The 21,429-nt window shown below is 61.4% G+C and carries 16 protein-coding genes and 2 pseudogenes; 9 read left to right on the plus strand and 9 right to left on the minus strand.

Going from position 1 to position 21,429, the window contains the following annotated elements; all coding sequences use genetic code 11:
* Positions 1 to 14: 14 nt before the first annotated feature.
* The 4 genes from NDJ82_RS17520 to NDJ82_RS17535 all read right to left on the minus strand — a co-directional run bounded on the left by NDJ82_RS17520 (position 15) and on the right by NDJ82_RS17535 (position 5,173).
* A complete protein-coding gene (locus tag NDJ82_RS17520) occupies positions 15 to 2,378 on the minus strand; it encodes a TonB-dependent receptor (protein WP_250925957.1) in 2,364 nt (787 codons plus the stop codon).
* A gap of 101 nt (positions 2,379 to 2,479) precedes the next feature.
* A complete protein-coding gene (locus tag NDJ82_RS17525) occupies positions 2,480 to 3,448 on the minus strand; it encodes a FecR domain-containing protein (protein WP_250925958.1) in 969 nt (322 codons plus the stop codon).
* Complete coding sequence (locus tag NDJ82_RS17530) at positions 3,449 to 3,964, minus strand: sigma-70 family RNA polymerase sigma factor (protein ID WP_112194695.1); 516 nt, start codon at positions 3,962 to 3,964, stop codon at positions 3,449 to 3,451.
* 36 nt (positions 3,965 to 4,000) lie between these two features.
* On the minus strand, positions 4,001 to 5,173 hold the full coding sequence (locus NDJ82_RS17535) for an MFS transporter (RefSeq protein ID WP_250925959.1): 1,173 nt from the start codon (positions 5,171 to 5,173) through the stop codon (positions 4,001 to 4,003).
* A gap of 108 nt (positions 5,174 to 5,281) precedes the next feature.
* Between NDJ82_RS17535 and NDJ82_RS17540 the strand changes: the two genes are divergently transcribed.
* The 6 genes and pseudogenes from NDJ82_RS17540 to NDJ82_RS17565 all read left to right on the plus strand — a co-directional run bounded on the left by NDJ82_RS17540 (position 5,282) and on the right by NDJ82_RS17565 (position 12,149).
* Entirely contained in the window at positions 5,282 to 7,447 is a 2,166-nt protein-coding gene (locus NDJ82_RS17540; protein WP_250925960.1) for a TonB-dependent receptor, read from the plus strand.
* A gap of 219 nt (positions 7,448 to 7,666) precedes the next feature.
* On the plus strand, positions 7,667 to 9,721 hold the full coding sequence (locus tag NDJ82_RS17545) for a TonB-dependent receptor (protein WP_250925961.1): 2,055 nt from the start codon (positions 7,667 to 7,669) through the stop codon (positions 9,719 to 9,721).
* 243 nt (positions 9,722 to 9,964) lie between these two features.
* A pseudogene (locus NDJ82_RS17550) lies at positions 9,965 to 10,953 on the plus strand (hypothetical protein).
* 2 nt (positions 10,954 to 10,955) lie between these two features.
* On the plus strand, positions 10,956 to 11,315 hold the full coding sequence (locus NDJ82_RS17555; protein ID WP_191959895.1) for a hypothetical protein: 360 nt from the start codon (positions 10,956 to 10,958) through the stop codon (positions 11,313 to 11,315).
* A gap of 89 nt (positions 11,316 to 11,404) precedes the next feature.
* Positions 11,405 to 11,784 (plus strand): annotated as a pseudogene (locus NDJ82_RS17560) (hypothetical protein); the annotation flags it as partial.
* Positions 11,785 to 11,786: 2 nt separating this feature from the next.
* A complete protein-coding gene (locus NDJ82_RS17565; protein ID WP_250925962.1) occupies positions 11,787 to 12,149 on the plus strand; it encodes a hypothetical protein in 363 nt (120 codons plus the stop codon).
* 23 nt (positions 12,150 to 12,172) lie between these two features.
* Here NDJ82_RS17565 and NDJ82_RS17570 read toward each other — a convergent pair whose 3' ends face one another.
* The gene (locus NDJ82_RS17570; RefSeq protein WP_250925963.1) at positions 12,173 to 13,855 is read right to left on the minus strand and encodes an AMP-binding protein; all 1,683 of its coding nucleotides are present in this window, start codon (positions 13,853 to 13,855) and stop codon (positions 12,173 to 12,175) included.
* Between the two features lie 250 nt (positions 13,856 to 14,105).
* Here NDJ82_RS17570 and aotJ point away from each other — a divergent pair, with 250 nt between their 5' ends.
* Entirely contained in the window at positions 14,106 to 14,876 is a 771-nt protein-coding gene (gene aotJ / locus NDJ82_RS17575; RefSeq protein ID WP_250925964.1) for an L-arginine-binding protein AotJ, read from the plus strand.
* A 45-nt stretch (positions 14,877 to 14,921) separates the two neighbouring features.
* On the opposite strand, the gene NDJ82_RS17580 is transcribed toward aotJ, so the two are convergent.
* The 4 genes from NDJ82_RS17580 to NDJ82_RS17595 form a co-directional block, all read right to left on the minus strand.
* Complete coding sequence (locus tag NDJ82_RS17580) at positions 14,922 to 15,548, minus strand: helix-turn-helix transcriptional regulator (protein ID WP_250925965.1); 627 nt, start codon at positions 15,546 to 15,548, stop codon at positions 14,922 to 14,924.
* Positions 15,548 to 16,681, minus strand: a complete 1,134-nt coding sequence (locus tag NDJ82_RS17585) for an NAD(P)/FAD-dependent oxidoreductase (RefSeq protein WP_250925966.1) — start codon at positions 16,679 to 16,681, stop codon at positions 15,548 to 15,550. Before NDJ82_RS17585 ends, NDJ82_RS17580 begins: the two co-directional genes overlap by 1 nt.
* Complete coding sequence (locus NDJ82_RS17590) at positions 16,678 to 17,610, minus strand: ornithine cyclodeaminase family protein (protein ID WP_250925967.1); 933 nt, start codon at positions 17,608 to 17,610, stop codon at positions 16,678 to 16,680. The genes NDJ82_RS17585 and NDJ82_RS17590 overlap by 4 nt, the downstream gene beginning before the upstream one ends.
* A gap of 68 nt (positions 17,611 to 17,678) precedes the next feature.
* Positions 17,679 to 18,617 (minus strand): LysR family transcriptional regulator, encoded by a 939-nt coding sequence (locus NDJ82_RS17595; RefSeq protein WP_099584552.1) that lies wholly within the window; start codon positions 18,615 to 18,617, stop codon positions 17,679 to 17,681.
* 108 nt (positions 18,618 to 18,725) lie between these two features.
* On the opposite strand from NDJ82_RS17595, the gene NDJ82_RS17600 reads away from it, so the two are divergent.
* Positions 18,726 to 20,225, plus strand: a complete 1,500-nt coding sequence (locus tag NDJ82_RS17600) for a CoA-acylating methylmalonate-semialdehyde dehydrogenase (protein ID WP_250925968.1) — start codon at positions 18,726 to 18,728, stop codon at positions 20,223 to 20,225.
* A gap of 228 nt (positions 20,226 to 20,453) precedes the next feature.
* Positions 20,454 to 21,392 carry a pectate lyase family protein gene (locus tag NDJ82_RS17605; RefSeq protein WP_112194713.1) on the plus strand — a complete coding sequence of 313 codons (939 nt, stop codon included), beginning with the start codon at positions 20,454 to 20,456 and terminating at the stop codon, positions 21,390 to 21,392.
* Positions 21,393 to 21,429 lie beyond the last annotated feature (37 nt).

Genomic DNA, 21,429 nt, shown 5'->3' on the forward strand with positions numbered 1-21,429 from the left:
AGCCCTTGCAGGTGTCAGAAATCGACCGTGGCCGAGAGGAGGAGGGTGCGCGGCGAGCCTTGGGAAAACGCGCCGTAGGAGGCGACCCCCGACCAGTACTCGCGGTCGAACAGGTTCTGTACCGTGGCGCGGAACGTGGTCGGCCGCTCGGCGATGCGCGTGCTGTAGCGCGCGCCGATATCAAAGCGCGTCCAGGGATCGAGCTGCTGGGTGTTGGCCTGGTTGACGTACTGGCTGGCGGTGTAGATCGCGCCGCTGGTCAGCGTCAGGCCTTCGAGCCACGGGGTGTCCCATTCGGCCCAGAGGTTGGCTTGCACTTCGGGCACGCCCACCGGGGTATTGCCCTGGTGGGCGGCGACGCTGGTCTTGATCAACTGCGCATCCAGCAGGGTCACGCCACCGAGCAGGCGTGTGCCTGGGGCGACCTCACCGAACACACTCAGCTCCAGGCCACGGTTGCGCTGCTCGCCCTGCACGGAGAACGTCCCCGAGGCCAGTTCGCCGCTGGGCTTCTGGATCTGGAACAGGGCAAGGGTCGACATGAAGGTGCCGTAGTCGAGCTTGACCCCGATCTCATGCTGTTTTGAAACGTAGGGCGCAAAGACTTCGCCGGCATTCGCCGCGTTGGACGGTGCCACGTCACCCTTGCTCAGGCCTTCGAGGTAGTTGTAGTAGAACGCCACATGCTCCCATGGCTTGAGCACCGCGCCGAACAGCGGGGTGGTCTTGCCGTCGTCATAGGCCGTCGTCACGGCGCCGGCGCTGTTGTAGTTGTTGGATTGGATGCGCTGCTGGCGCAGGCCCACGGTGACCTGGACGCGCTCATCGAGCACCGACAGGGTGTCGGCGATGGCCACGCCGGACAATTCGCTGGCAGAGACTTTGGGCGCATCGGGCTTGGCGATCGACGGTTCGGGACGGTCGGTCGGGTGGTAGATATTCGACAGCACCGGTGGCCCGGAAATAATCCCGCGTGACAGTTGATCGCGGTAACGGCTGGTCTGCACGGTGCCGTTGTGGCTGATGGGGCCTGTGTCGAAGTGCAGGCGTGCGCCTATGTCGACGGTGTAGCGTTGCACTTCGAAGCGGTAGTAGCCGGGGGTTGACGAGGTGTCCCCGGCGGCATTGACGATTTTCGGTGTCTGGTCGGACATGCGCGCGACCGCCGACTGACCGCCACCGGCGTGGGCGAATACGCTCAGGTTGTCGTTGAGGTCGTATTCAGCGCTGAGCAAGGCGGACTTATCGCGGGTTCTTGACCAACCCCAATCCTGGCTCACGTTGGTACGGCCATTGGCGGCAGAGGGGATGGCCACGCCGGGTTCGATCAGGAACGGCCGCGACGCAGCGTCAAATGCTTCTTCCTGGGAGATCAGGTCCAGGCTGGTGCGCAGGCGTTCGCCCTGATAGTCCAGGGACAGGGCGCCCAGGCCGACTTCGCGCGATTGCTCGTCGATCACCGTGTCGCCGCGCTGCACGCTGCCATTGAGGCGCACACCAAAGCGGCGCTCTTCACCGAAGCGTCGGCTGATATCCAAGTGATTACCGAACTGGGCATCCTGGGCATAACTGGCAGTGTAGCGGGTCAGGTCTTCGTCCAGAGAGCGCTTGGGCACCACGTTGATCACGCCGCCCACGGCACTGTTGGGCGACATGCCGTACAGCAGCGCGCCGGGGCCCTTGACCACTTCGATACGCTCGGCGTATTCGGTGAAGACGCGATAGTTGGACGCCACACCGTAGACGCCGTCGAACGCCAACTCGCCGAGATTGCCTTCGCCCACCGGGAAACCACGGATAAAAAACGAGTCGACAATCCCGCCGGTCTGCCCGGTGGAGCGCACCGAGGAGTCACGCTCCAGCGCATCGCCCACGGTGGTTGCCTGTTGGTCCTTGATCAGCGCTGCGCTGTAGGTGCTGACGCTGAACGGCGCATCCATCACGTCGGTATTGCCCAGCATGCCCAGGCGTCCGCCCGTGGCCACCTGGCCGCCGGAGTACAGGGGCGGCAGGCTGCTGGCGCGTTGTTCGGCGGCACTGACCGTGGTGTCCGACAGCGTGATCCGGCGCAGCACCAGGGTGTAGCTGCCATCGCTGCGCAGCGCCATTTCCAGGCCGCTCCCGGCCAACAGCCGTGTAGCGGCTTGCTGGGTAGAGTAGGTGCCAGACAGGCCAGGGCTGGTCAGGCCTTCGGTGAGCGCCGGGAGGAACGACAGGGCAATGCCGGCGTCCACGGCAAAACTCGACAGCGTGGCGCCAAGTGGGCCCGGGGCAATGTGGTAGGCGCGCACCGCCACCGTATCCAGCTGCGCTGGTACGGCCGCGAGGGCGGTGCTGGCCAGGGCCAGGCTGAGCAGCGCGCTGCGAATCACAAGCATGGAGGGCGGCCCTATGGACGGGAGGTAAAAGGGGTCTGTGTGTTTGCCAGCCGAGATCGGAAAAAGTATCAGCCGCCGCGCGTTTTATTTTTCGCGGCTGCTCAGGCCGGCGAGAGGGTGACCCAATACCCGTTCAAATGACCGTTGGCGAGCACCGGATAGGTCTGCACCAACATGTTCAAGGTGCGCTGGGTGTCGCTGATGGGGAACGCGCCGGAGATGCGCAGGTCGGCAATCGCCGGGTCGTAGCGCACGAAGCCGTGGCGATAGCGCGTCAGTTCCGCGACGAAGTCCGCCAGGCGCATGTTGTCGGCCATCAGCATGCCTTGGGTCCAGGCGCCGACATTGCGGTCGGTGGCGGTGAGCGCACCGAACTGTTGCGCGGAAAACTCCGTGCGTTGCCCGGCGTTGACGATTATCGGCGCGGTCTGGCGATTGTCGGCCAGCACCACTTGGACGGCCCCTTCGAGCACGGCCAGGTGCGTGCGCGCGCTCAGTTCGCGCACGGTAAACCGCGTGCCCAGCGCCTGCATAAGGCCTTGGCGGGTGCTGACCAGAAACGGGCGGGACGCGTCCTGTGCCGTCTGCACCAGGATTTCACCTTCGCGCAGGCGCACCCGGCGCTGCTGGCTGTCGAACCGCACATCGATAGCGGTAGCGGTGTTGAGGGTGATGTGTGAGCCATCGGCCAGCGTCAGCTCGCGGCGCTCGCCGACGCGGGTGCGGTAGTCGGCGGTCCATTGCTGGGATTGCGCGAGTTTCCAGCTGCCCCAGCCCACCGGCATCAACGCCAGCAACAGCGCGAGTTTGCCCAGGGCGGCGCGGCGTTCCGGGTGGCTTGGGCGATCCAATGCCGACATCGCCAGGGACGGCGGCAGGCCACCGAGCTTGCTTTGCAGCAATTGCGCCCGCGCCCAGGCGCGATCACGCTCGGGGGTGCTGACCTTCCAGCGTTGCCACTCGGCGCGTTCGCTGTCGCTGAGGTTGTTTTCGCTCAGGCGCATCAGCCATTCGGCGGCTTCTTCAAGGACTTCCGTGGGCAGCGGTGGCTCTTTGCGCAGGCTGAGCATTCATTCCACCAGCATCAGGCATTGCACGAACGCCTGCTTCATGTAGCGCTTGACGGTAATCAGCGACACGCCCAGTTGCTCGGCGATGGTGTCGTACTTGAGGCCGTTGAGTTGTGACAGCAGGAACGCCCGCTTCACCAGCGGTGGCAGCGAGTCGAGCATTGCGTCGATTTCGTGCAGGGTCTCCATGACCATGAAATGGGCTTGCGGCGAGGGCGCTTCCTGCTGCGGTACGAGGGCGAGCGCCTCCAGATAGGCGCGTTCGAGGGCCTTACGCTGGTACCAATTGACCAGGATGCCCTTGGCCACGCAGGTCAGGTAGGCCCGTGGCTGGTCGATGACCGTGACCTGGGAGGCCAGGATGCGGGTGAAGGTGTCCTGGGCCAGATCCGCCGCGTCCATGGCGTTGCCGAGTTTGCGTTTGAGCGTGGCGTACAGCCAGCCGTGATGCCCGCTATACAGGGCTTCGATTGCGCGCAGGTGATTGTAGTTATCGGCGGGAAGGCTTTCGCTCATGGCGCGCAACCGTGCAATTGAGAAGTATTCCCAATGCTAAGGGGAAACCTGCCGTGAGCGCAACGCGAGAATCGCAATCAACGCCGCGGCGTAGGCCAGGCACACATACAGGTAGGTATACGCCAAGCCATAGGCCTGGCTGAGCAGGCCGCCGGCCGCTATTCCGGCAATCGAGGCGAACTGCGCGGTGCCTTGGGCGATTCCCAGTACGTGGCCCTGTTGTGCGCTGTCGGCAGTCTTTGAAATCAAGGCCATCAGCACCGGCGTGGTGGCGCCCAGCAGCACGCCCCACAGGAAGTAGCCGATGACAAACACCAGCGGGTTGCGGGTGAGGCCGGCCGCTGCAGTCAGCACAATGCAACCGATTACGACCCAGGTGAGGCGCCGCAAGGTGTCGGCCTGAGTCCGGCCTTCGAAGTGGCGCGCCCACGCCGTCGCCGACAGGATGAACCCCAGTGCCAGCAAGCCGTAGCACAGCCCGACCAGGGCGTTGCTGAGCGTGAACGTTGTGCTCACGTACAGCGCGAATGAGGTCTGCGGCAGCATCCGCGCCAAGAGCAGAATGCCCATCACCGTCAGCAACGGCAGCAGGGCAGATGCCTGCCAGGCATCGCTCTTTGGCGCGGGCGCGGATTTTTTCACCGGCGGCACATCCGGCAAGGTCACCGCTGCGATCAGCGTGCACACCGCGCAGAGCGCTGCGGCGCTGAGGTTGATCCAGAAGAACGTCGCGTGATCGAGGATCAAGCCACCGACCACCGCGCCCAATAGTGAGCCGACGTTAGTGGAAATCTGCAGGATCGCGAACAGCCGCGCCCGCCGCGCAGGCACCTCGATGCTCACTCCGTAGGCTTGGGCCGGGGCGATATACCCGGCAAACGCACCCTGCAAAAAGCGCAGGATCAGGATTGCCCACAGGTCGCTGAACAGCGCCAGGCCCAACTGGGTCAGGGTCAGTCCAGCCAGCGCGCGGATCATCATCAGCTTGTGGCCATAACGATCGCCGATGCGACCCCAGAATGCGCTGGTCAGCAGGATGCCAAGCATCGGGCCCACGTACACCGCGACGCTGGCGAAGCTGAACAGGCTGTCGGAGCGGGTCAACCCGCGCAGGTGCACGGGCCAGAATGGCCCGCTCATTTCCATGGCGCCCATGGACACAAGCTGGATCGCGAACAGCAGGGCTATCAGGACGCGGGTCGGTGGCATGCATCACTCTCAGTCTTCAAAAAAATGCGCAGGGGCTGATACTTTTTCGCGCGTTGGCTGGCATCAGGAGTAATTCTCATTTTCTCTCGATCAAAGGACCCCGACGCCATGCTTGTTGCCAGCCGGTTAACCCTCGCCATTCGTACCGCCCTGATTGTCGCCGCTGCCAGCGGCAACGCCTGGGCCGCCACCGCCGGCTCGACTGACGACAGCGCGCAGAGCCTGACCCTTGACGCGACCAACGTCAACGCCCGCTACAGCGGCCCCACCGACTTGCCTGAGGTGCTCGCCGGTGGCCAGGTGGCCCGTGGTGCACGCCTGGGCATGCTGGGCAACAAGGATGTGATGGACACGCCATTCAGCGTCACCAGCTACACCGCCAAGACCCTCGCCGACCTGCAGACCGTGACCGTGGCCGATGCCCTGGAACGCGATCCGTCGGTGCGCTCGACCGGGCAAACCGGCGGGATTGTCGACTCGTTCTTTGTGCGCGGCTTTGCCATTGGTGAGGGCAATCTGGGCGAGCTGGCCTATGACGGCGTGTATGGCGTGGCGCCCAACTATCGGGCGTTTACCGAGTACGCCGAACGCGTCGAAGTGCTCAAGGGCCCGGGTGCGTTGATGTACGGCATCTCACCCAACAGCGGCGTCGGCGGGGTGATCAACATTGTGCCCAAGCGCCCGCTGGATCAAGACCTGACGCGCTTCACCGGCAGCTACGCCTCCGATACCCAAGTGGGCGGCCACCTCGATATCAGCCGGCGTTTCGGTGAGCAAAACCAGTTTGGCCTGCGCTTCAACGGCAGCCTCCAGGGCGGCGACACCGCCGTCGACGACCAGCACCGCGACGTCGGCATCGGCGCCATCGCCCTGGATTATCGCGGCGAACGGCTGCGCCTGAACCTTGACTACATCAGCCAGAAAGAAAGCTGGGAGGGCGCCTCGCGGCCGTTCACCATCGCGCCGGGCGTGGACGTGCCCTCTGCGCCGAACGGTCGCACCAGCCTGCCGCAGAAGTGGGGTTGGTCAGACACCAAGGAGCAGTCGGTGTTGCTCGGCGGCGAATATGACCTGAATGACTCGCTCACCGTGTTCGCCCATGCCGGTGGGGGCCGCTCGGATGTGAAGCGCATGTCCGACCAGGTGCCGCGTATCCTCAACGACGCCGGTGACACCGAAAACATTCCGGGCTATTACAAATTCAACGTCGACCGCTCCACCGCCGACGTGGGCCTGCGCGCACTGTTCGCCACCGGCCCGGTGACCCACACCACCACGTTGATGGCGACCCGTTACCAGGACGAGCTGTCCAGGGGCATCAACAACGGCACGATCATTCGCTCGAACATCTACCATCCGGTGGACAGGCCCGAGCAAACCATCAATACGCCCAAGGTGCTGCGCATTTCCGAATCCGAGCTGTCTGGCGTAGCGCTGACCGATACCCTGGGCGTTCTGGATGACCGTATCCAACTGACACTGGGCCTGCGTCGCCAGGCCATTGAGTCGCGCAACTACAACGCCGCAGGCGCGGTCAGTTCCCGCTACAAGGACAACGCCACCACGCCCTTGGTGGGTGTGGTGGTCAAGCCTTGGGACGACGTGTCGCTCTACTACAACTACGTCGAAGGCCTGAGCAAGGGCGATATCGCGCCCGGCACGGCGAGCAACGCGGGCGAAACCTTTGCGCCGTATGAATCCAGGCAACACGAGCTGGGCGTGAAGTACGAACACGGCACCTTCATGACCAGCGTGGCGTTGTTCCAGATCGAAAAGCCCAGCGGTGAGTTGGGGGCCAACGGTGTGTATTCGGTGCAGGCCGAACAGCGCAACCGTGGCGTCGAGCTGAGTGTTTACGGTGAAGTGGCGCCGGGTACCCGCCTGATGGGCGGCGTGACCTTTCTCGATGGCGAGCTGACAAAATCCGCCACGGCGGCCAACCAGGGCAACAAACCGGTCGGCGTGCCGCAGATCCAGGCCAACCTGTGGGCCGAGTACGACACGCCGTGGCTGGAAGGCTTTACCCTCACCAGCGGGGCAATCTACACCGACAGCCAATACGTCAACCAGGCCAACACCCAGGCGCTGGATTCCTGGACGCGCATTGATGCCGGCGCGCGCTATGCGACGAAGATAGAAGGGCGGCCGACCACGTTCCGCGCCACGGTGCAGAACGTGTTTGACCGTGAGTATTGGTCTGGCGTGGCCTCGTATGGCGCGTTTTCGCCGGGTTATCCGCGTACGTTGCAGGTGTCGGCCACGGTGGATTTCTAGGGCGGCGTAAAGGGCGTGTCGGGGCCGCCTTTTAGCGGGCGGTCAGCGTTACGCTAATGTATTCAAGCTGATACGTGAATGCGTAGTTATCTCAAATGAGATCACTTATCAATTATGTTCACTTTGGAATTCTTATCCCTTAGACTCCGCCCCGCTGGCGTTTGGCTGCCTTCAGCCCGCCGCAAAAAACAATAACGATGGATGGCAGGGGAGCAGGGTGTGAATTTCAAACAGAACACAATTGCGTTGGCGGTCGGGTCGGTGTGCTTGGCTGGCGGTGCCTGGGCGGCTGAGCCGAACACAATGGAAATCGCCCCGATCACAGTGAGCGGCGAGAAAATCAACCGCTCCCTTGAACAGACCCAATCCAGCGTCGTGGTGGTGACCGAACAACAACTGCGGGACAAGGCCGACCACAGCCTGGTCGACGTGTTTGCGCGCACGCCGGGTGTGTACAGCCAGGCCGGCAACGAAAACTGGGGTATTCGCGGTGTACCGGTATCCGGTTTCGACGACCAGGGCCCGGCCACCCTCAACGGTGCCGTTTCGGTATATGTCGATGGCGCGGTGCAGCCCAACCGTACCCTGACCTTGAGCCCGACCGGCTTGTGGGATGTGGAACAGGTCGAAGTCTTCCTCGGCCCGCAATCCACCACCCAGGGGCGTAACTCCCTGGCTGGCGCCGTGGTGATCCAAACGCGCAACCCGACGTTCCAGCCGACCTTCTCGGCGCAAACCAACGTGGGCAACTACGGTGAAAAAGGCGCAGCGGTGGCCGGCGGTGGCAGCATCGTCGATGACAAGATCGCCGGGCGTATCGCCTTGGATTATCAGGACGGCGATGGCTACATCGACAACATCGCCCTCGGTAAAGACGCCAACCCGCACCGCACCAGCAATGCTCGCGGAAAGCTGTTGATCCTGCCCAGCGACGATCTCGACGTCCTGCTCACCTACGCCCACAACGAGCACCGCCAGGGTGACAACTCGGTCATCCGCACCCCGGACAAGGTCCGCTACTACAAGGTTTCCTCCGATACCCAGGCGTTCGACAACCTCAACCAGGACACCGTCAGCGCCAAGGTTGACTACCGCCTCGATGACCAATGGTCGCTGACCAGCCTGACCACCAACACCCGGTCCGACTACACCAACCGCCTGGACTTCGACCAGACCGCCGACGCCAATGAAGTCATCCGACGCCAGCAGGATGGCAACCTGTTCGGCCAGGAGTTGCGCCTGAACTACAACTCGGACACGGTGAAGAGTTTCCTCGGCGCCTATTACGGCCACAACTCCAACAACTTCCACGACCGACTGCTGTTCGATAACGTGCTGGCGGTCACGGTCAAAGGCGACACGGTCATCGAAAACAAGGCGCTGTTCGGTGAGGTCGACTGGACCTTCGCCCCGCGTTGGACCCTGGTCACCGGCCTGCGCTACGACCACGAAACCAACGACACCGACATCAAGCAGGACGACCTGTCCGAGGCCGCCAAGGTCAAGAAATCGTTCGCGGCCGTACTGCCAAAACTGGGTATCAACTACGAACTCGCCACCGGCCAGTACTTGGGCTTCATGGTGCAGAAAGGTTATCGCGGCGGCGGCGTGAATGTGCGCTCCGGCAGCGGTCACGAGGCGTATGACCCGGAATACACCACCAACTATGAGCTGTCGTACCGCGGTTCATTCCTCGAAGATACCCTGCGCGCCCGCGCCAACCTGTATTACACCGACTGGAAAGACCAGCAGGTCAGCGTGCGCCAAGCCGGCAGCAACATTATCAACGTGTACAACGCCGGTCGCAGTGATATCAAGGGTCTGGAAGTGTTCATCGAGAAAGACCTCAGCGAGCAACTGACGCTGACCGTCGGCGGCGCCATCACCGATGGCAAGTACAAGGATTTTGTCGTCGGCAATGGCCAGGACCGCAGCGGCGAGGCGTTCTACTACTCGCCCAAGTACAAGGCCTCGGTGGGCGGCATTTATCGCCTCAACGACCGCCTGACCTTCAACACTGACGTGACTTACCAGAGCAGCGCGCCTTCCGCTTACGAGTTCGATGCAGCGGGCAAGGTCAACGGCGAGCGCAGGAGCGACAACTACGTGCTGGCGAACTTCAGCAGCGAATTCAAAGTCACCAAGAACGTATCTGTGTCGGGCTTCGTGAAAAACGCCTTCGACAAGCGCTACGTCACCAACAACCGCGATGACGAAATCATCGACGCCGGCGCGCCGCGCACCTTCGGTATGGCGCTGCGTTACGACCTGTAGGCGGCACCGTGTTCACTGCTTGCGCGTGACCGGTTTCGCGCAGTCGCAAAGTAGCTTGGCGGCACTGCCCGAATGATCGGGCAGTTGTCCGCTAAGCCCCAAGTGCGGCATTTCCGTAGGTGACTCGTTCCTGCGATGTAGGCAACTTCCCAAATGTAATTCAGACCCTCTGGGCTTGTGTCCGGGGAGCATTCGCTTGCTTATATTTCGACGCCATCTTCATTGCATCCAGGGATGTAGGGCATGGCGCAGGGCTATATCAACGACCGAACCACGGACTATCACAGCCTGAAATCCCGCTTGATGGGCGGCGGCATAAGCCGGGAACGTTCGGCCCATTTCGATGTGTTGAATCATCATCTGCGCCATGGGCTGGTGACGCCTGGGCAGTTGATCGTCATTCCCGATGCTTACAGCGTCACCTGTTCGCTGGAGGAAGCCTGGTTGGTGCGTCAGGCTGAGACGATTCGCCGAGAACTGGAGAGTGCTGCCGGAACCCGGGTGGTCAATGACTATGACTTGCTGCAGAGCCTTCTGGGCTACAGCTCGTTGGGGATAGGCAGCGCCACATCGGCGTGGTCGCGGCATCTGAACGAGGTGGTGCATACCCTGGAGGAGATCGAGCGATTGCATCAGCGTTTGCGGGACGGCGGCCTGGACCGGCAAGCGTTTTTTCGCCAGCGCCAGGTGCTGTTTGGGCTGCTGGAAACGCAGTTGCAGGGCGCTGCACGATTTGGCACGGGGTTGCGGGGCAATCAGGCGTTGAAGACGGTGCTCGGGATTTCAACCAAAAGCTATTTGCGCAAGGGCGAGATCGCCGGGTATGCGCAGCGGATGCGGGCGATTGCGCAGACGTCGAAGTGGTTGGGGAAGGGGACGTATGTGGGGTTGGCGCTGGATGTGGGCGTGGCAGGTTTGGAGATCAAGGAGGCGTGTGTGGACGGACGGGAGATGCAGTGTCGGCGGGCGAAATATGTGGAGTCGGGGAAGTTGGTGGGCGGCGTGGCGGGCTCTTATTGGGGCGGGCCGCTCGGTGCAAAATTAGCCCGTCGCGCCTGTACGCTCTTTTTGGGCGTTGCCGCTAAAGGAAACGGTGAACTGGCTTTGCTGTTATTGGCGGTGCTGCGGGAGGGTATGTAGGGGGCGATGTAGTTGGCGCTCGCGGTTCGTTTCTTGGCGGCCAAATCCTAGAGATCGACGGTGATTTGATCTTTCAACCAGAAGGCGCCTAATCATGGATTTTTATCTCGTCTTTACGATTTTTATATTTGCAGGGGCGCTGATTGGTTCAGGACTGTCTTTCTACGTCGAATACACAAAGCTCGAAGCGTTGGAAAGCTACTTCAGCGAGAACAAAGTGGTCTGCGATAACAAACGTTTTTGGGGCCGAAATACGCATCTCGACAGGGTTCATCGCATGATCTTGATCAGTCAATTGTTGGCAATGCCCAAGACCCATATCAAGCGAGGGGATGTGACCGAAGCCGAACTGGCCGCCATCCCCTTATCCCTCAAGCGCTGGGCGTTGTGGCCGATCAATTTCGGCTTCATATGGTTTGCCAGCTTAATTATCTGGAACGTCTGGTACCGCTGACAGCCCGCTCAATACCGGGTATCGGCTCAGGAAAAATCCTCCTCGAAAGGCTCCTGTTCACCCCGTGTCGCCCCTTGGCGACGCATCGCTTGCACAAGGGCGAGGTCGCCGGGTATGCGCAGCGGGTGCGGGCGATTGCGAAGACGTCGAAGTGGTTGGGGAAGGGACGTATGTGGACGGACGGGAGATGCAGTGTCGGCGGGCGAAATATGTGGAGTCGGGGAAGTTGGTGGGCGGTGTGGCGGGCGCTTATTGGGGTGGGAAGTTCGGTTCACACTTAGCCCGTCGCGCCTGTACGCTCTTTTTGGGCGTTGCCGCTAAAGGAAACGGTGAGTTGGCTTGTGCTGTTATTGGCGGTGCTGCGGGAGGACATACGGTGGGCAGTGCATTCGGCGACTCGGGCGCATTTCTTGGCGGGAAAATTCTGGAGATCGATGGTGATCTGATCTTTCAACCAGAGGGTGCTTAACCATGGATATCTTTCTCATCTTTACAATTTTGGTATTTGCAGCTGGCCTGATTGGTGCCGTGCTGTCTTTCTACGTCGAATACACCAAGCTCGAAGCGTTGGAAAGCTACTTCAGCGAGAACAAAGTGGTCTGCGATAACAAACGTTTTTGGGGCCGAAATACGCATATCGACCGGTTTTATCGCATGCTCTTGATCAATCAGTTGTTGGCAATGCCCAAGACCCATATCAAGCGAGGGGACGTGACCGAAGCCGAACTGGCCGCCATCCCCTTATCCCTCAAGCGCTGGGCGTTGTGGCCGACCAATTTCGGCTTCATATGGGCTGCCAGCTTATTTATCTGGAGCGTCTGGTACCGCTGGTAGCCCGCTCAATACCGGGTATCGGCTCAGGAAAAATCCTCCTCGAAATGCTCCTGTTCACCCCGTGTCTCCCCTTGGCGACGCAGCACTTCCATCTGCCGTAATTCCACCCGGCGAATCTTGCCGGAAATGGTCTTGGGCAGTTCACTGACAAACTCGATGCGCCGCACGCGCTTGTACGGCGCCAGGTGTTCGCGGGCGAAGGCCAGGATCTGCCTGGCCAGCTCGACACTGCCTGGGGCGTCGTGGGCCAGGATCAGGAAGGCTTTGGGCACGGCCAGGCGCAGCGGGTCGGGGCTGGGGACTACGGCGACTTCCATCACGGCCGGGTGTTCGATCAGCGCGCTTTCCAGCTCGAACGGGCTGATGCGGTAGTCGGAGGCTTTGAATACATCATCGGCGCGGCCGACGAAAGTGATGTAGCCGTCGCTGTCGATCTGCGCGGTGTCACCGGTGCGGTAGTAACCGTCGCGCATCACTTCAGCGGTTTTTTCCGGGCTGTCTTCGTAGCCCATCATCAAACCGAGAGGGCGCACATCCAGGGGCAGGGCGACTTCGCCCTCGGTGGCAGGCACGCCGTCGGGGTCGAGCAGCGCAACGCGGTAACCCGGCAACGGGCGGCCCATGGAGCCCGGCTTGAGCAACTGGCCGGGCGTGTTACCGACCAGTGCGGTGGTTTCCGATTGGCCGAAGCCATCGCGCAGCGGCAAACCCCAGGCCTGCTGGATCTGCTCGATGATCTCCGGGTTCAGCGGTTCGCCCGCGCCGACCAATTCACGCAGGTTCAGGCGCGTCTTGTGACTGGCCAAGTCTTCCTGGATCAGCATGCGCCACACCGTGGGCGGCGCGCACAGGCTGGTCACGCGATACTGTTCCAGCGCCGTCAGCAAGGCCGGCGCGCTGAACCGCGCGACGTTATGGATAAAGATGCACGCGCCGGCGTTCCACGGCGCGAACAGGCAGCTCCAGGCGTGCTTGGCCCAGCCTGGAGACGAGATATTCAGGTGCAGGTCGCCCGGTTGCAGGCCGATCCAGTACATCGTCGACAGGTGACCCACCGGGTAGCTCTGGTGGCTGTGCAGTACCATCTTCGGTTTGGAGGTGGTGCCGGAGGTGAAATACAGCAGCATCGGGTCGATTGCCAACGTGCGGCCTTCGGCGTCGAACTGCTCGGGGTACTCAAACGCAGCGTTGTGCGCAACCCAGCCAGCGGGTGCCGTGCCCACACAGATGCGACTGCAGCCATCGCCCAGGCCGTCGAATTTGCCCACATGCGCCTCACCGACCACCAGATGGCGCACCTGGCCGCGCTCGATGCGGTCGCGCAGATCATCCGGGTTGAGCAGGGCGGTGGCGGGGATGACCACCGCGCCGAGCTTGAAGGCAGCGAGCATGGTTACCCACAGCGCCACGTCGTTGCCGAGCATCAACAGCACCCGCTCGCCACGCCGCACGCCAACGGCGCGCAGATGGTTGGCGACCTGGTTGGAGCGCGCAGCCAACTGCTGGAAGCTGTAGCGCTGCTCGCTGCCGTCTTCTTCTACGATCCACAGCGCGTTGGCCGAATTGCCCTCGGCCATCACATCGAAATAGTCCAGGGCCCAGTTGAACGCATCCAACTGCGGCCAGCGGAAGTCGCGGGCGGCGATGGCGTAGTCGGTGCGATGGGCGAGCAGGAAATCCCGGGCGGCCAGGAAGGGATGCGTCATGGTCGGTGTCCTTGATTATTGTTGTAGGGACGGCCTGCGGCTAAACCGGCAGGCTGGACCGAGTATAGGCATGCATAAATCCGGAGATGAACGCTCAAAAACACCGGTGCGTTGTGCAAAAAAGTCATGTGTATGCAGGCTGGATTGACGATTCATACATAAAAGTCCAGGATGGAATTATAAGTACAAATATTTCTGCTGCATTTTTTCTTCTCTCTTGCCAAACCAACAACAACCTGCGAGATCACCCATGAAGAAACGCTTGCTTATCACCGCGCTGGCCTTGATCGCTTCCAGCCACGTACTGGCCGCCGAGAAAACCCTGCGCATCGGCATCGAGGCGGCCTATCCGCCGTTTGCCTCCAAGACCCAGGAAGGCACGATCGTCGGCTTCGACTACGACATTGGCAATGCGCTGTGCGCGCAGATGAAGGTCAAGTGCGTGTGGGTTGAAGGTGAGTTCGATGGACTGATTCCCTCCCTCAAGGTGAAGAAAATCGACATGGCGTTGTCGTCCATGACCATCAACGAAGACCGCAAGAAGTCGGTGGACTTCACCCACAAGTACTATTTCACCTCGTCACGCCTGGTGATGAAGGACGGCGCCGTGGTCGATGACCAGTACGCCAGTCTCAAGGGCAAGACCGTCGGCGTGCAGCGTGCGACCACCACTGACCGCTACGCCACCGAGGTGTTCGAGCCCAAGGGCATCATCGTCAAGCGCTACAGCAATAACGAAGAGATCTACATGGACCTGGCGTCACGGCGCCTGGATGCGATCTTTGCCGACACCATCCCCTTGAATGACTTCCTGCAAATGCCACGGGGCAAGGGCTATGCCTTTGTCGGGCCGGAACTCAAGGACCCGAAATATGTGGGTGAAGGCGCGGGGATTGCGGTGCGCAAGGGCAACGAGGCGCTGGTCAGCGAGTTGAATACGGCGATTGATGGCATTCGCGCCAGTGGCGAATACCAGAAGATTTCGCAGCAATACTTCAAGGCCGATATCTACGGCGATTGATGCACGGGCCCGCTCACCACCAAACCCAAAAACAGGGCTGAAGGTTCAGCCCTTCAATTCCTTCAGATGCTTGTAGACCGTCGCCCGCCCCATGCCCAGCACGTTCGCCACGTAGTTCGAAGCGCTCTTGCCCTTGAACGCGCCTTCGGCATGCAGCGCCAGCACCAGTTCGCGTTTGTGGTCGCGGGTCAGCAGGTTCAGGCTCAACTGGCGCTCGCGCATCCAGGCATGCAGGAAGGTGTTGATACGTTCCTGCCAGTCATCGCGAAACAGCGCATCCGGCTGTGGGATCAACTTGCTGGGCGACAGGAACAGGTCCAGCGCCGCCTTGGCGTTTTCGAACAGTGAAATATTCAGGTTGATGCATAGCACCGCCAGGGGCCGACCGCTGGTGTCGCGCAGCACGGTGCTCAGGCTGCGAATTTTCTGGCCGTCCCAGTTAAGCTTTTCGTACGGGCCGATATTCACTTCGCTGACGTCATCGCTGAGCATGTCCTCCAGCGCCGAGTCGTCGCCAATCGTGCGTTTCGACAGGTTATTGGCGATGTAATCGACCTTTTGCGAGCGCAGGTCATGCAGCACCACTTCGGCGTGGGGGAAAAACAGGGTGGCGATTGCATCGGCAATCGCACGAAAGTTCTGCAAGGCGTTGTCGGGTTCGACGCTGTTCATCAATAGGGCTCCAGGCGGGCGGGGGAGAGCATACCAGCGTCCAGCCCGAACCGCGTCAATGCCTCCGGCAGCGGCGCGCCGCGCACCAGTGCCGCGCTGGCCTGGCCCATGGCCGGTGAAGTCTGGATGCCATAACCGCCTTGCGCTGCCACCCAGAACAGCCCCGGCACCTGAGGATCGAAGCCCGAGAGCAAATCCCCGTCGTGCACAAAACTGCGCAGGCCGGCCCAGGTACGGGTCGGGCGGCGGATGGTCAGGGTGGTGGCCTCTTCGATCTGGTAGATGCCCATGGCGATGTCCAGCTCTTCGGGCTGGATATCCTGGGGCTCGACCGCGTCGGCGTTGGCCGGTGAGCCAAGGAACATGCCGGCGTCGGGCTTCATGTAGAACGCTTCGTCGAGGGCCACCAGCATTGGCCACCCGTGGCTGTCCACGCCTTCAGGGCCGGCGAAGATAAACGCGGAGCGGCGCTTGGGTTGCAGGCCGATGGAGGCGGCACCGGCCAGCCCCCCGATGTGGTCGGCCCAGGCGCCGGCGGCATTGATGATAATCGGGGCGGTGAAGGTGTCGTGCTGGGTGTTGACGTGCCAGAGACCGGCACTGTCACGGCTCAAGCCCAGCACGTGGCGGTCGGTACGCACGTCACCGCCGTTGCGCCGGATCCCGCGCAAATACCCTTGGTGCAGGGCATCGGTGTCGATGTCGCTTGCGGTCGGGTCATAGATTGCCCCGTGGACCTTTTCCCGACGCAGGATCGGCAACTTCGCACAGGCCTCGTCGGCACTCAGCTGTATGACCTGCGGCACAGTGGCTTTGGCGCTGAGGTATTGCGCGTTCAACTCGGCCGGGTCGCCGGTGAAGTCCACCGTCATCTCGCCGCGTGGCGTCAGCAAAGGATGCTCGCAGAACCCTGTTGGCGGCTGGTCGAAAAACTCTCGGCTGGCGAGGGTCAACGCCCGCACCTGCGGGGTGCCGTAGGCGGCGGTGTAGAGCGCTGCCGAACGCCCCGTGGAGTGATAGGCCGGGTGGGATTCTCGCTCCAGCACCAGCACCTTGCCGTGTTGCGACAACCAGAAACCCGTGGATGCGCCGGCAATACCGCCGCCGATGATGATGAAATCTGCGTGGTTCATAGGCGTCTCCAGAGGGCGTTGGCCAGTGCGATGTCTTCCAGGCCCAGGCCGATGGAGCGGAAAAATACATGGCGGTCGTAGGACGGGGGCTGTACCTGGTCACTGAGCAGTTCGGCCAGGTCGCCCATGACTGCACTCGGGTTCCAGCCGTGCTGTTCGGCGGCGATCAGCATCTCGCCGGCCGAACCTGGGGTGGTCTGACGATAGTCGCAGAACACGTCCATATCATTGAGGCATTGCGGCGGTACTTCGTGGGCACGCGGGGCGTTGGTGCTGATGGAGGTGATCAGTGCAGGCTTGTTCAAGCGCGAAGGGTCGATCACCGGGCCGGCCGATGAAGTGCACAGCAGGATCACGTCGGCATCTTCCAGGGCCGCATCGCAGGTGGGGGCGATGCTTGCGCGTGGGTCCGGGCGTTCAAACGCGGAGCTTTTACCGGCCAGGCGGGGCGAAAAAACCCTGATGCTTTGCCAGTCCCGCAGGGTTTTCACGTAATGCAGGTGAGCCTGGGCCACCTTGCCGCTGCCGATAATCGCCAGCCGTTGCGCCGACTGTGGCGCCAGTGCATCCACCGCCAATGCCGTGGTCGCGGCCGTGCGTGCGGTGGTCAACTCAGCGGCTTCACACAACAGCAGCGGCTGGCCGGTCTGCATCGACATCAACAGCGTCCATGCGGTGACCAGCGGGCCTTGCTCACGCACGATGTACGGCGAGGTTTTCACCCCATAGACGCCTTCCTCCGCCAGCACGCCCAGGTAGTTGATAAAGTCGCCGGCACCCTGGGGGAACTCGACCCACTGTTGCGCCGGCTGCACCGCTTGCCCGGCCGCCAGGTCTCGAAACAGCTTGCGCAGGATCTGCGTTACATCGACCTGCGCGAGTAATTCGCGAGCCTGGAGCTGGTTAATCACTTGAGGCGTGCTGGACATGAAAATCTCCGCGACTAAACTATTTTGTCCATTATGGACTTTTAGTCCTGTTGATCAAGCGATAAACCTCAACCCGCGAAGCGAAACCCATCCGCCAGCTTCTCCTTCAAATAGCTGACCAACGCACTCACCGACTTCGGCACATGGGGCGAATACGGCCGAATCAGGTAGATCTCATTGGCAAACGCGCCCTTGAGCGTCCAGTCCTTGAGCACCTGCACCAGCTTGCCGCTGGCCAGCGCGGCATGGGCGCTGAAGTCCGGCAGCAAGGCAATGCCCAAGTGGTTGAGGGCCGAGTCGCGCAGCGCCTCACTGTTATTGGTGGCAAAGCTGCCGGCGATGGGCACGGTGAGGCGTTCGACGTTTTTACTGCCGCGCTCGAAGGTCCAGGCAGGCTGGTCGGTGCCCCGAGGGTAGAACAGGCAGTTGTGGGTCGAGAGGTCGCCGGGTTCGCGAGGTTCGCCGTGGTGTTGCAGGTAGTCGCGGGTGGCCACCAGCACCGAGCCGGTGTCGCAGAGTTTCCAGGCGACGTGGGTTTCCGGCACCTGGAAACCGTGGCGCACGGCCAGGTCGTAGCCTTCGGCGGCCAGGGAACTCAGCGCATCGGACACATCCAGCTGGATACGTACTTGCGGGTATCGTTGCAGGAATTCCGACAGATGCGGCACCAGCTGCTGTCGGGCAAATGCCACTGGCGCGGTAAGGCGCACCAGCCCGCGAATCTCCCCCACCGAGTCACGCACCGACGAGAAACTGCGGGCGATTTGCGCATAGGCGCTACGCACTTCACGGGTCAGCGACAGCCCCGCATCGGTCAGCCGCACACTGCGCGTGGTGCGGGTGACCAACTGGGTGCCGGTGGCCTTTTCCAGATCGGCAATCCGCTGGCTGACCGCCGACTTGCTCACCCCCAGGCGTGCGGCGGCTGCGGTGTAAGTGCCTTGCTCTTCCAATATGGAAAGCCAGTGGATATGGGTCCACAGCCCTTCGATCTCAGATTTTTCCATGGGTGTATTGTTCGCATATGTGGACAATAAGTTCAGGATTCTGCTCTGGTTTGGAACAAAGCGAAAGCCTATCGTGTGTCCCAACGCTACCCACCGGGATCGACTGCCATGACCACTACTATCGAGCACTACATCAACGACCAGCGCGTGTCTCGCGATGATCGCTACCAGGACGTCTTCAACCCGGCCACCGGCGAAAAAACCGCTCGCGTTGCGCTGGCCAGCCGCCAGACCGTGTCCGAAGCCGTTGCCGCCGCCCAAGCCGCCTTCGACGGCTGGGCCGACACCCCGCCCATCCGCCGCGCCCGTGTGCTGTTCCAGTACTTGCACCTGCTGCGTGAGCGCAAGGACGACCTGGCGCGCATCATCGTCGCCGAGCACGGCAAGGTCTTCACCGACGCCCAAGGCGAAGTGGACCGTGGCATCGATATTCTGGAATTCGCCTGCGGCATCCCCAACCTGCTCAAGGGCGAGCACTCCGACCAGGTCTCCCGAGGCATGGACAACTGGACAATGCGCCAACCGCTGGGCGTCGTGGCCGGCGTCACGCCGTTCAACTTCCCGGTGATGGTGCCGATGTGGATGTACCCGATCGCCATCGCGGCGGGCAACACCTTCATCCTCAAGCCAAGCCCGACTGATCCAAGCGCCTCGCTGTTCATGGCTGAGCTGCTGCGTGAAGCCGGCCTGCCCAAAGGCGTGTTCAACGTGGTCCAGGGCGACAAGGAATCGGTGGATGCACTGATCGAACACCCGGACGTCAAGGCCGTGAGCTTCGTCGGCTCCACACCGATCGCCCAATACATTTACGAAACCGGCGCGCGCAACGGCAAGCGTGTACAGGGCCTGGGCGGCGCGAAAAACCATATGGTGGTGATGCCCGACGCCGACATCGAAAAAACCGTCGACGCGCTGATGGGCGCTGCTTATGGCAGTGCTGGCGAGCGCTGCATGGCAATCTCCGTCGCCGTGCTGGTCGGCGATGTCGGTGACAAAGTCATTGCTGCCTTGACCGAACGCGCCAAGCAGCTGCGCATCACTGACGGTCGCGACCTCAAGGCCGAGATGGGCCCGATTGTGTCCCGCGCCGCGCTGGAACGCATCAGCGGCTACATCGAACAGGGCGTACAGTCCGGCGCGCAATTGCTGCTGGACGGGCGTGACTACGTGCCCACCGAAGCGGGTCTGGAAAACGGCTTCTGGCTCGGCGCGACCCTGTTCGACCATGTGACCCAGGAAATGAGCATCTACCGCGAAGAAATCTTCGGCCCGGTCCTGGCCTGTGTGCGGGTCAACAATTTTGGCGAGGCGATCAAGCTGGTCAACGATCACGAGTTCGGCAACGGCGTCAGCTGCTTCACCCGCGACGGCAACATTGCCCGCGAATTTGCGCGGCGTATCCAGGTGGGCATGGTCGGCATCAACGTGCCGATCCCGGTGCCGATGGCCTGGCACGGGTTTGGTGGCTGGAAGAAGAGCCTGTTTGGCGACATGCACGCCTATGGCACCGAGGGTGTGCGTTTCTACACCAAGCAAAAATCGATCATGCAGCGCTGGTCGGAGAGCATCGAGCAGGGCGCGGAGTTTGCGATGCCGGTGTCCAAGTAATCCAGGATTGTAGAAATCCAGTGTGGGAGGGGCTTGCCTCTCCCACATTTTTTTTGCGCGAGGGTTGACGGTCAGGCGATTGAATAATACTGTACATAAACACAGTGTTTAAGCGCTGATCAACCAGGACGGCACCATCAGCTACGCCAAACACTGTGTGCAAGTTAACGGATTAACTCAATGCACAGGCTTGTCAAACCGAGCCGTTTTTATAGAGAGAGGGAACTCATGTCGTATCCAGAAAGCAAACTCACCGGCCTGACCGGTTTTGCACTCGCCGCCAAAGTCACCGGCGGCTGGTCTGGCCAGGTGGTCAGTATCACCACGCTGGATCAACTCAAAGCCAACATTGGCGACACCACCCCACGGGTCCTGGTGATCAACAGCAACATCGCGGCGTCGAGCCTCACCAAGGTCAACATGGGCGCCAACAAGACCCTGATCGGCTCATTCCAGAACCGTACCTTGGAGAATATTCACCTGCGTGCAACCGCGCAGTCGCAGAACATCATTCTGCAAAATATTATCTTCAAGCATTCGGCCAGCATTAAGGCCAATGACGATATTCAGGTGTACCTGAACTACGGCAGCAAGTACTGGATCGATCATTGCTCCTTTGTTGGCCACACCTGGTCAACCACGGATGGCAGCGAAGACAAATTGGTGTACATCGGTGAAAAGGCTGACTACGCCACCATCAGCAACTGCTTCTTCGGTAACCACAAATATGGCCTGATCTTCGGTCACCCGGCCGATGACAACAAAGCCGAGTTCAATGGTTACCCGCGCCTCACGTTGTGCCACAACCGCTTCGACAACATGGAAGTCCGCGCGCCGGGCTTGATGCGCTACGGGTACTTCCACGTCTACAACAACTACATCAACAACTTCCACCTGGGTTTCACCCTGGCGCAGAACGCCAACATCCTTTCTGAGAGCAACTATTTTGGAGAGGGCAGCCAGAACAAAGGCATGTTGGATGACAAGGGCACCGGAACATTCACCGACACCAACAGCGTGCCGGCGATCACCAACCAGAAGTCGCCCAAGGCCCAATGGACGGCCAGTTCCAACTATGGCTATACCTTGAAGACAGCCGCCCAGGCCAAGGACTTCACGCAGAAAAATGCGGGGGCTCAGGCGGTGGCGTTGGTGTTCGGTAGTTAACGCCGGATAGTCATTGTGGGAGCGGGCTTGCTCGCGA

The sequence above is a fragment of the Pseudomonas sp. SR18 genome, assembly GCF_023701505.1.
In the GTDB taxonomy this organism is placed as follows: Bacteria; Pseudomonadota; Gammaproteobacteria; order Pseudomonadales; family Pseudomonadaceae; genus Aquipseudomonas; species Aquipseudomonas cyclaminis.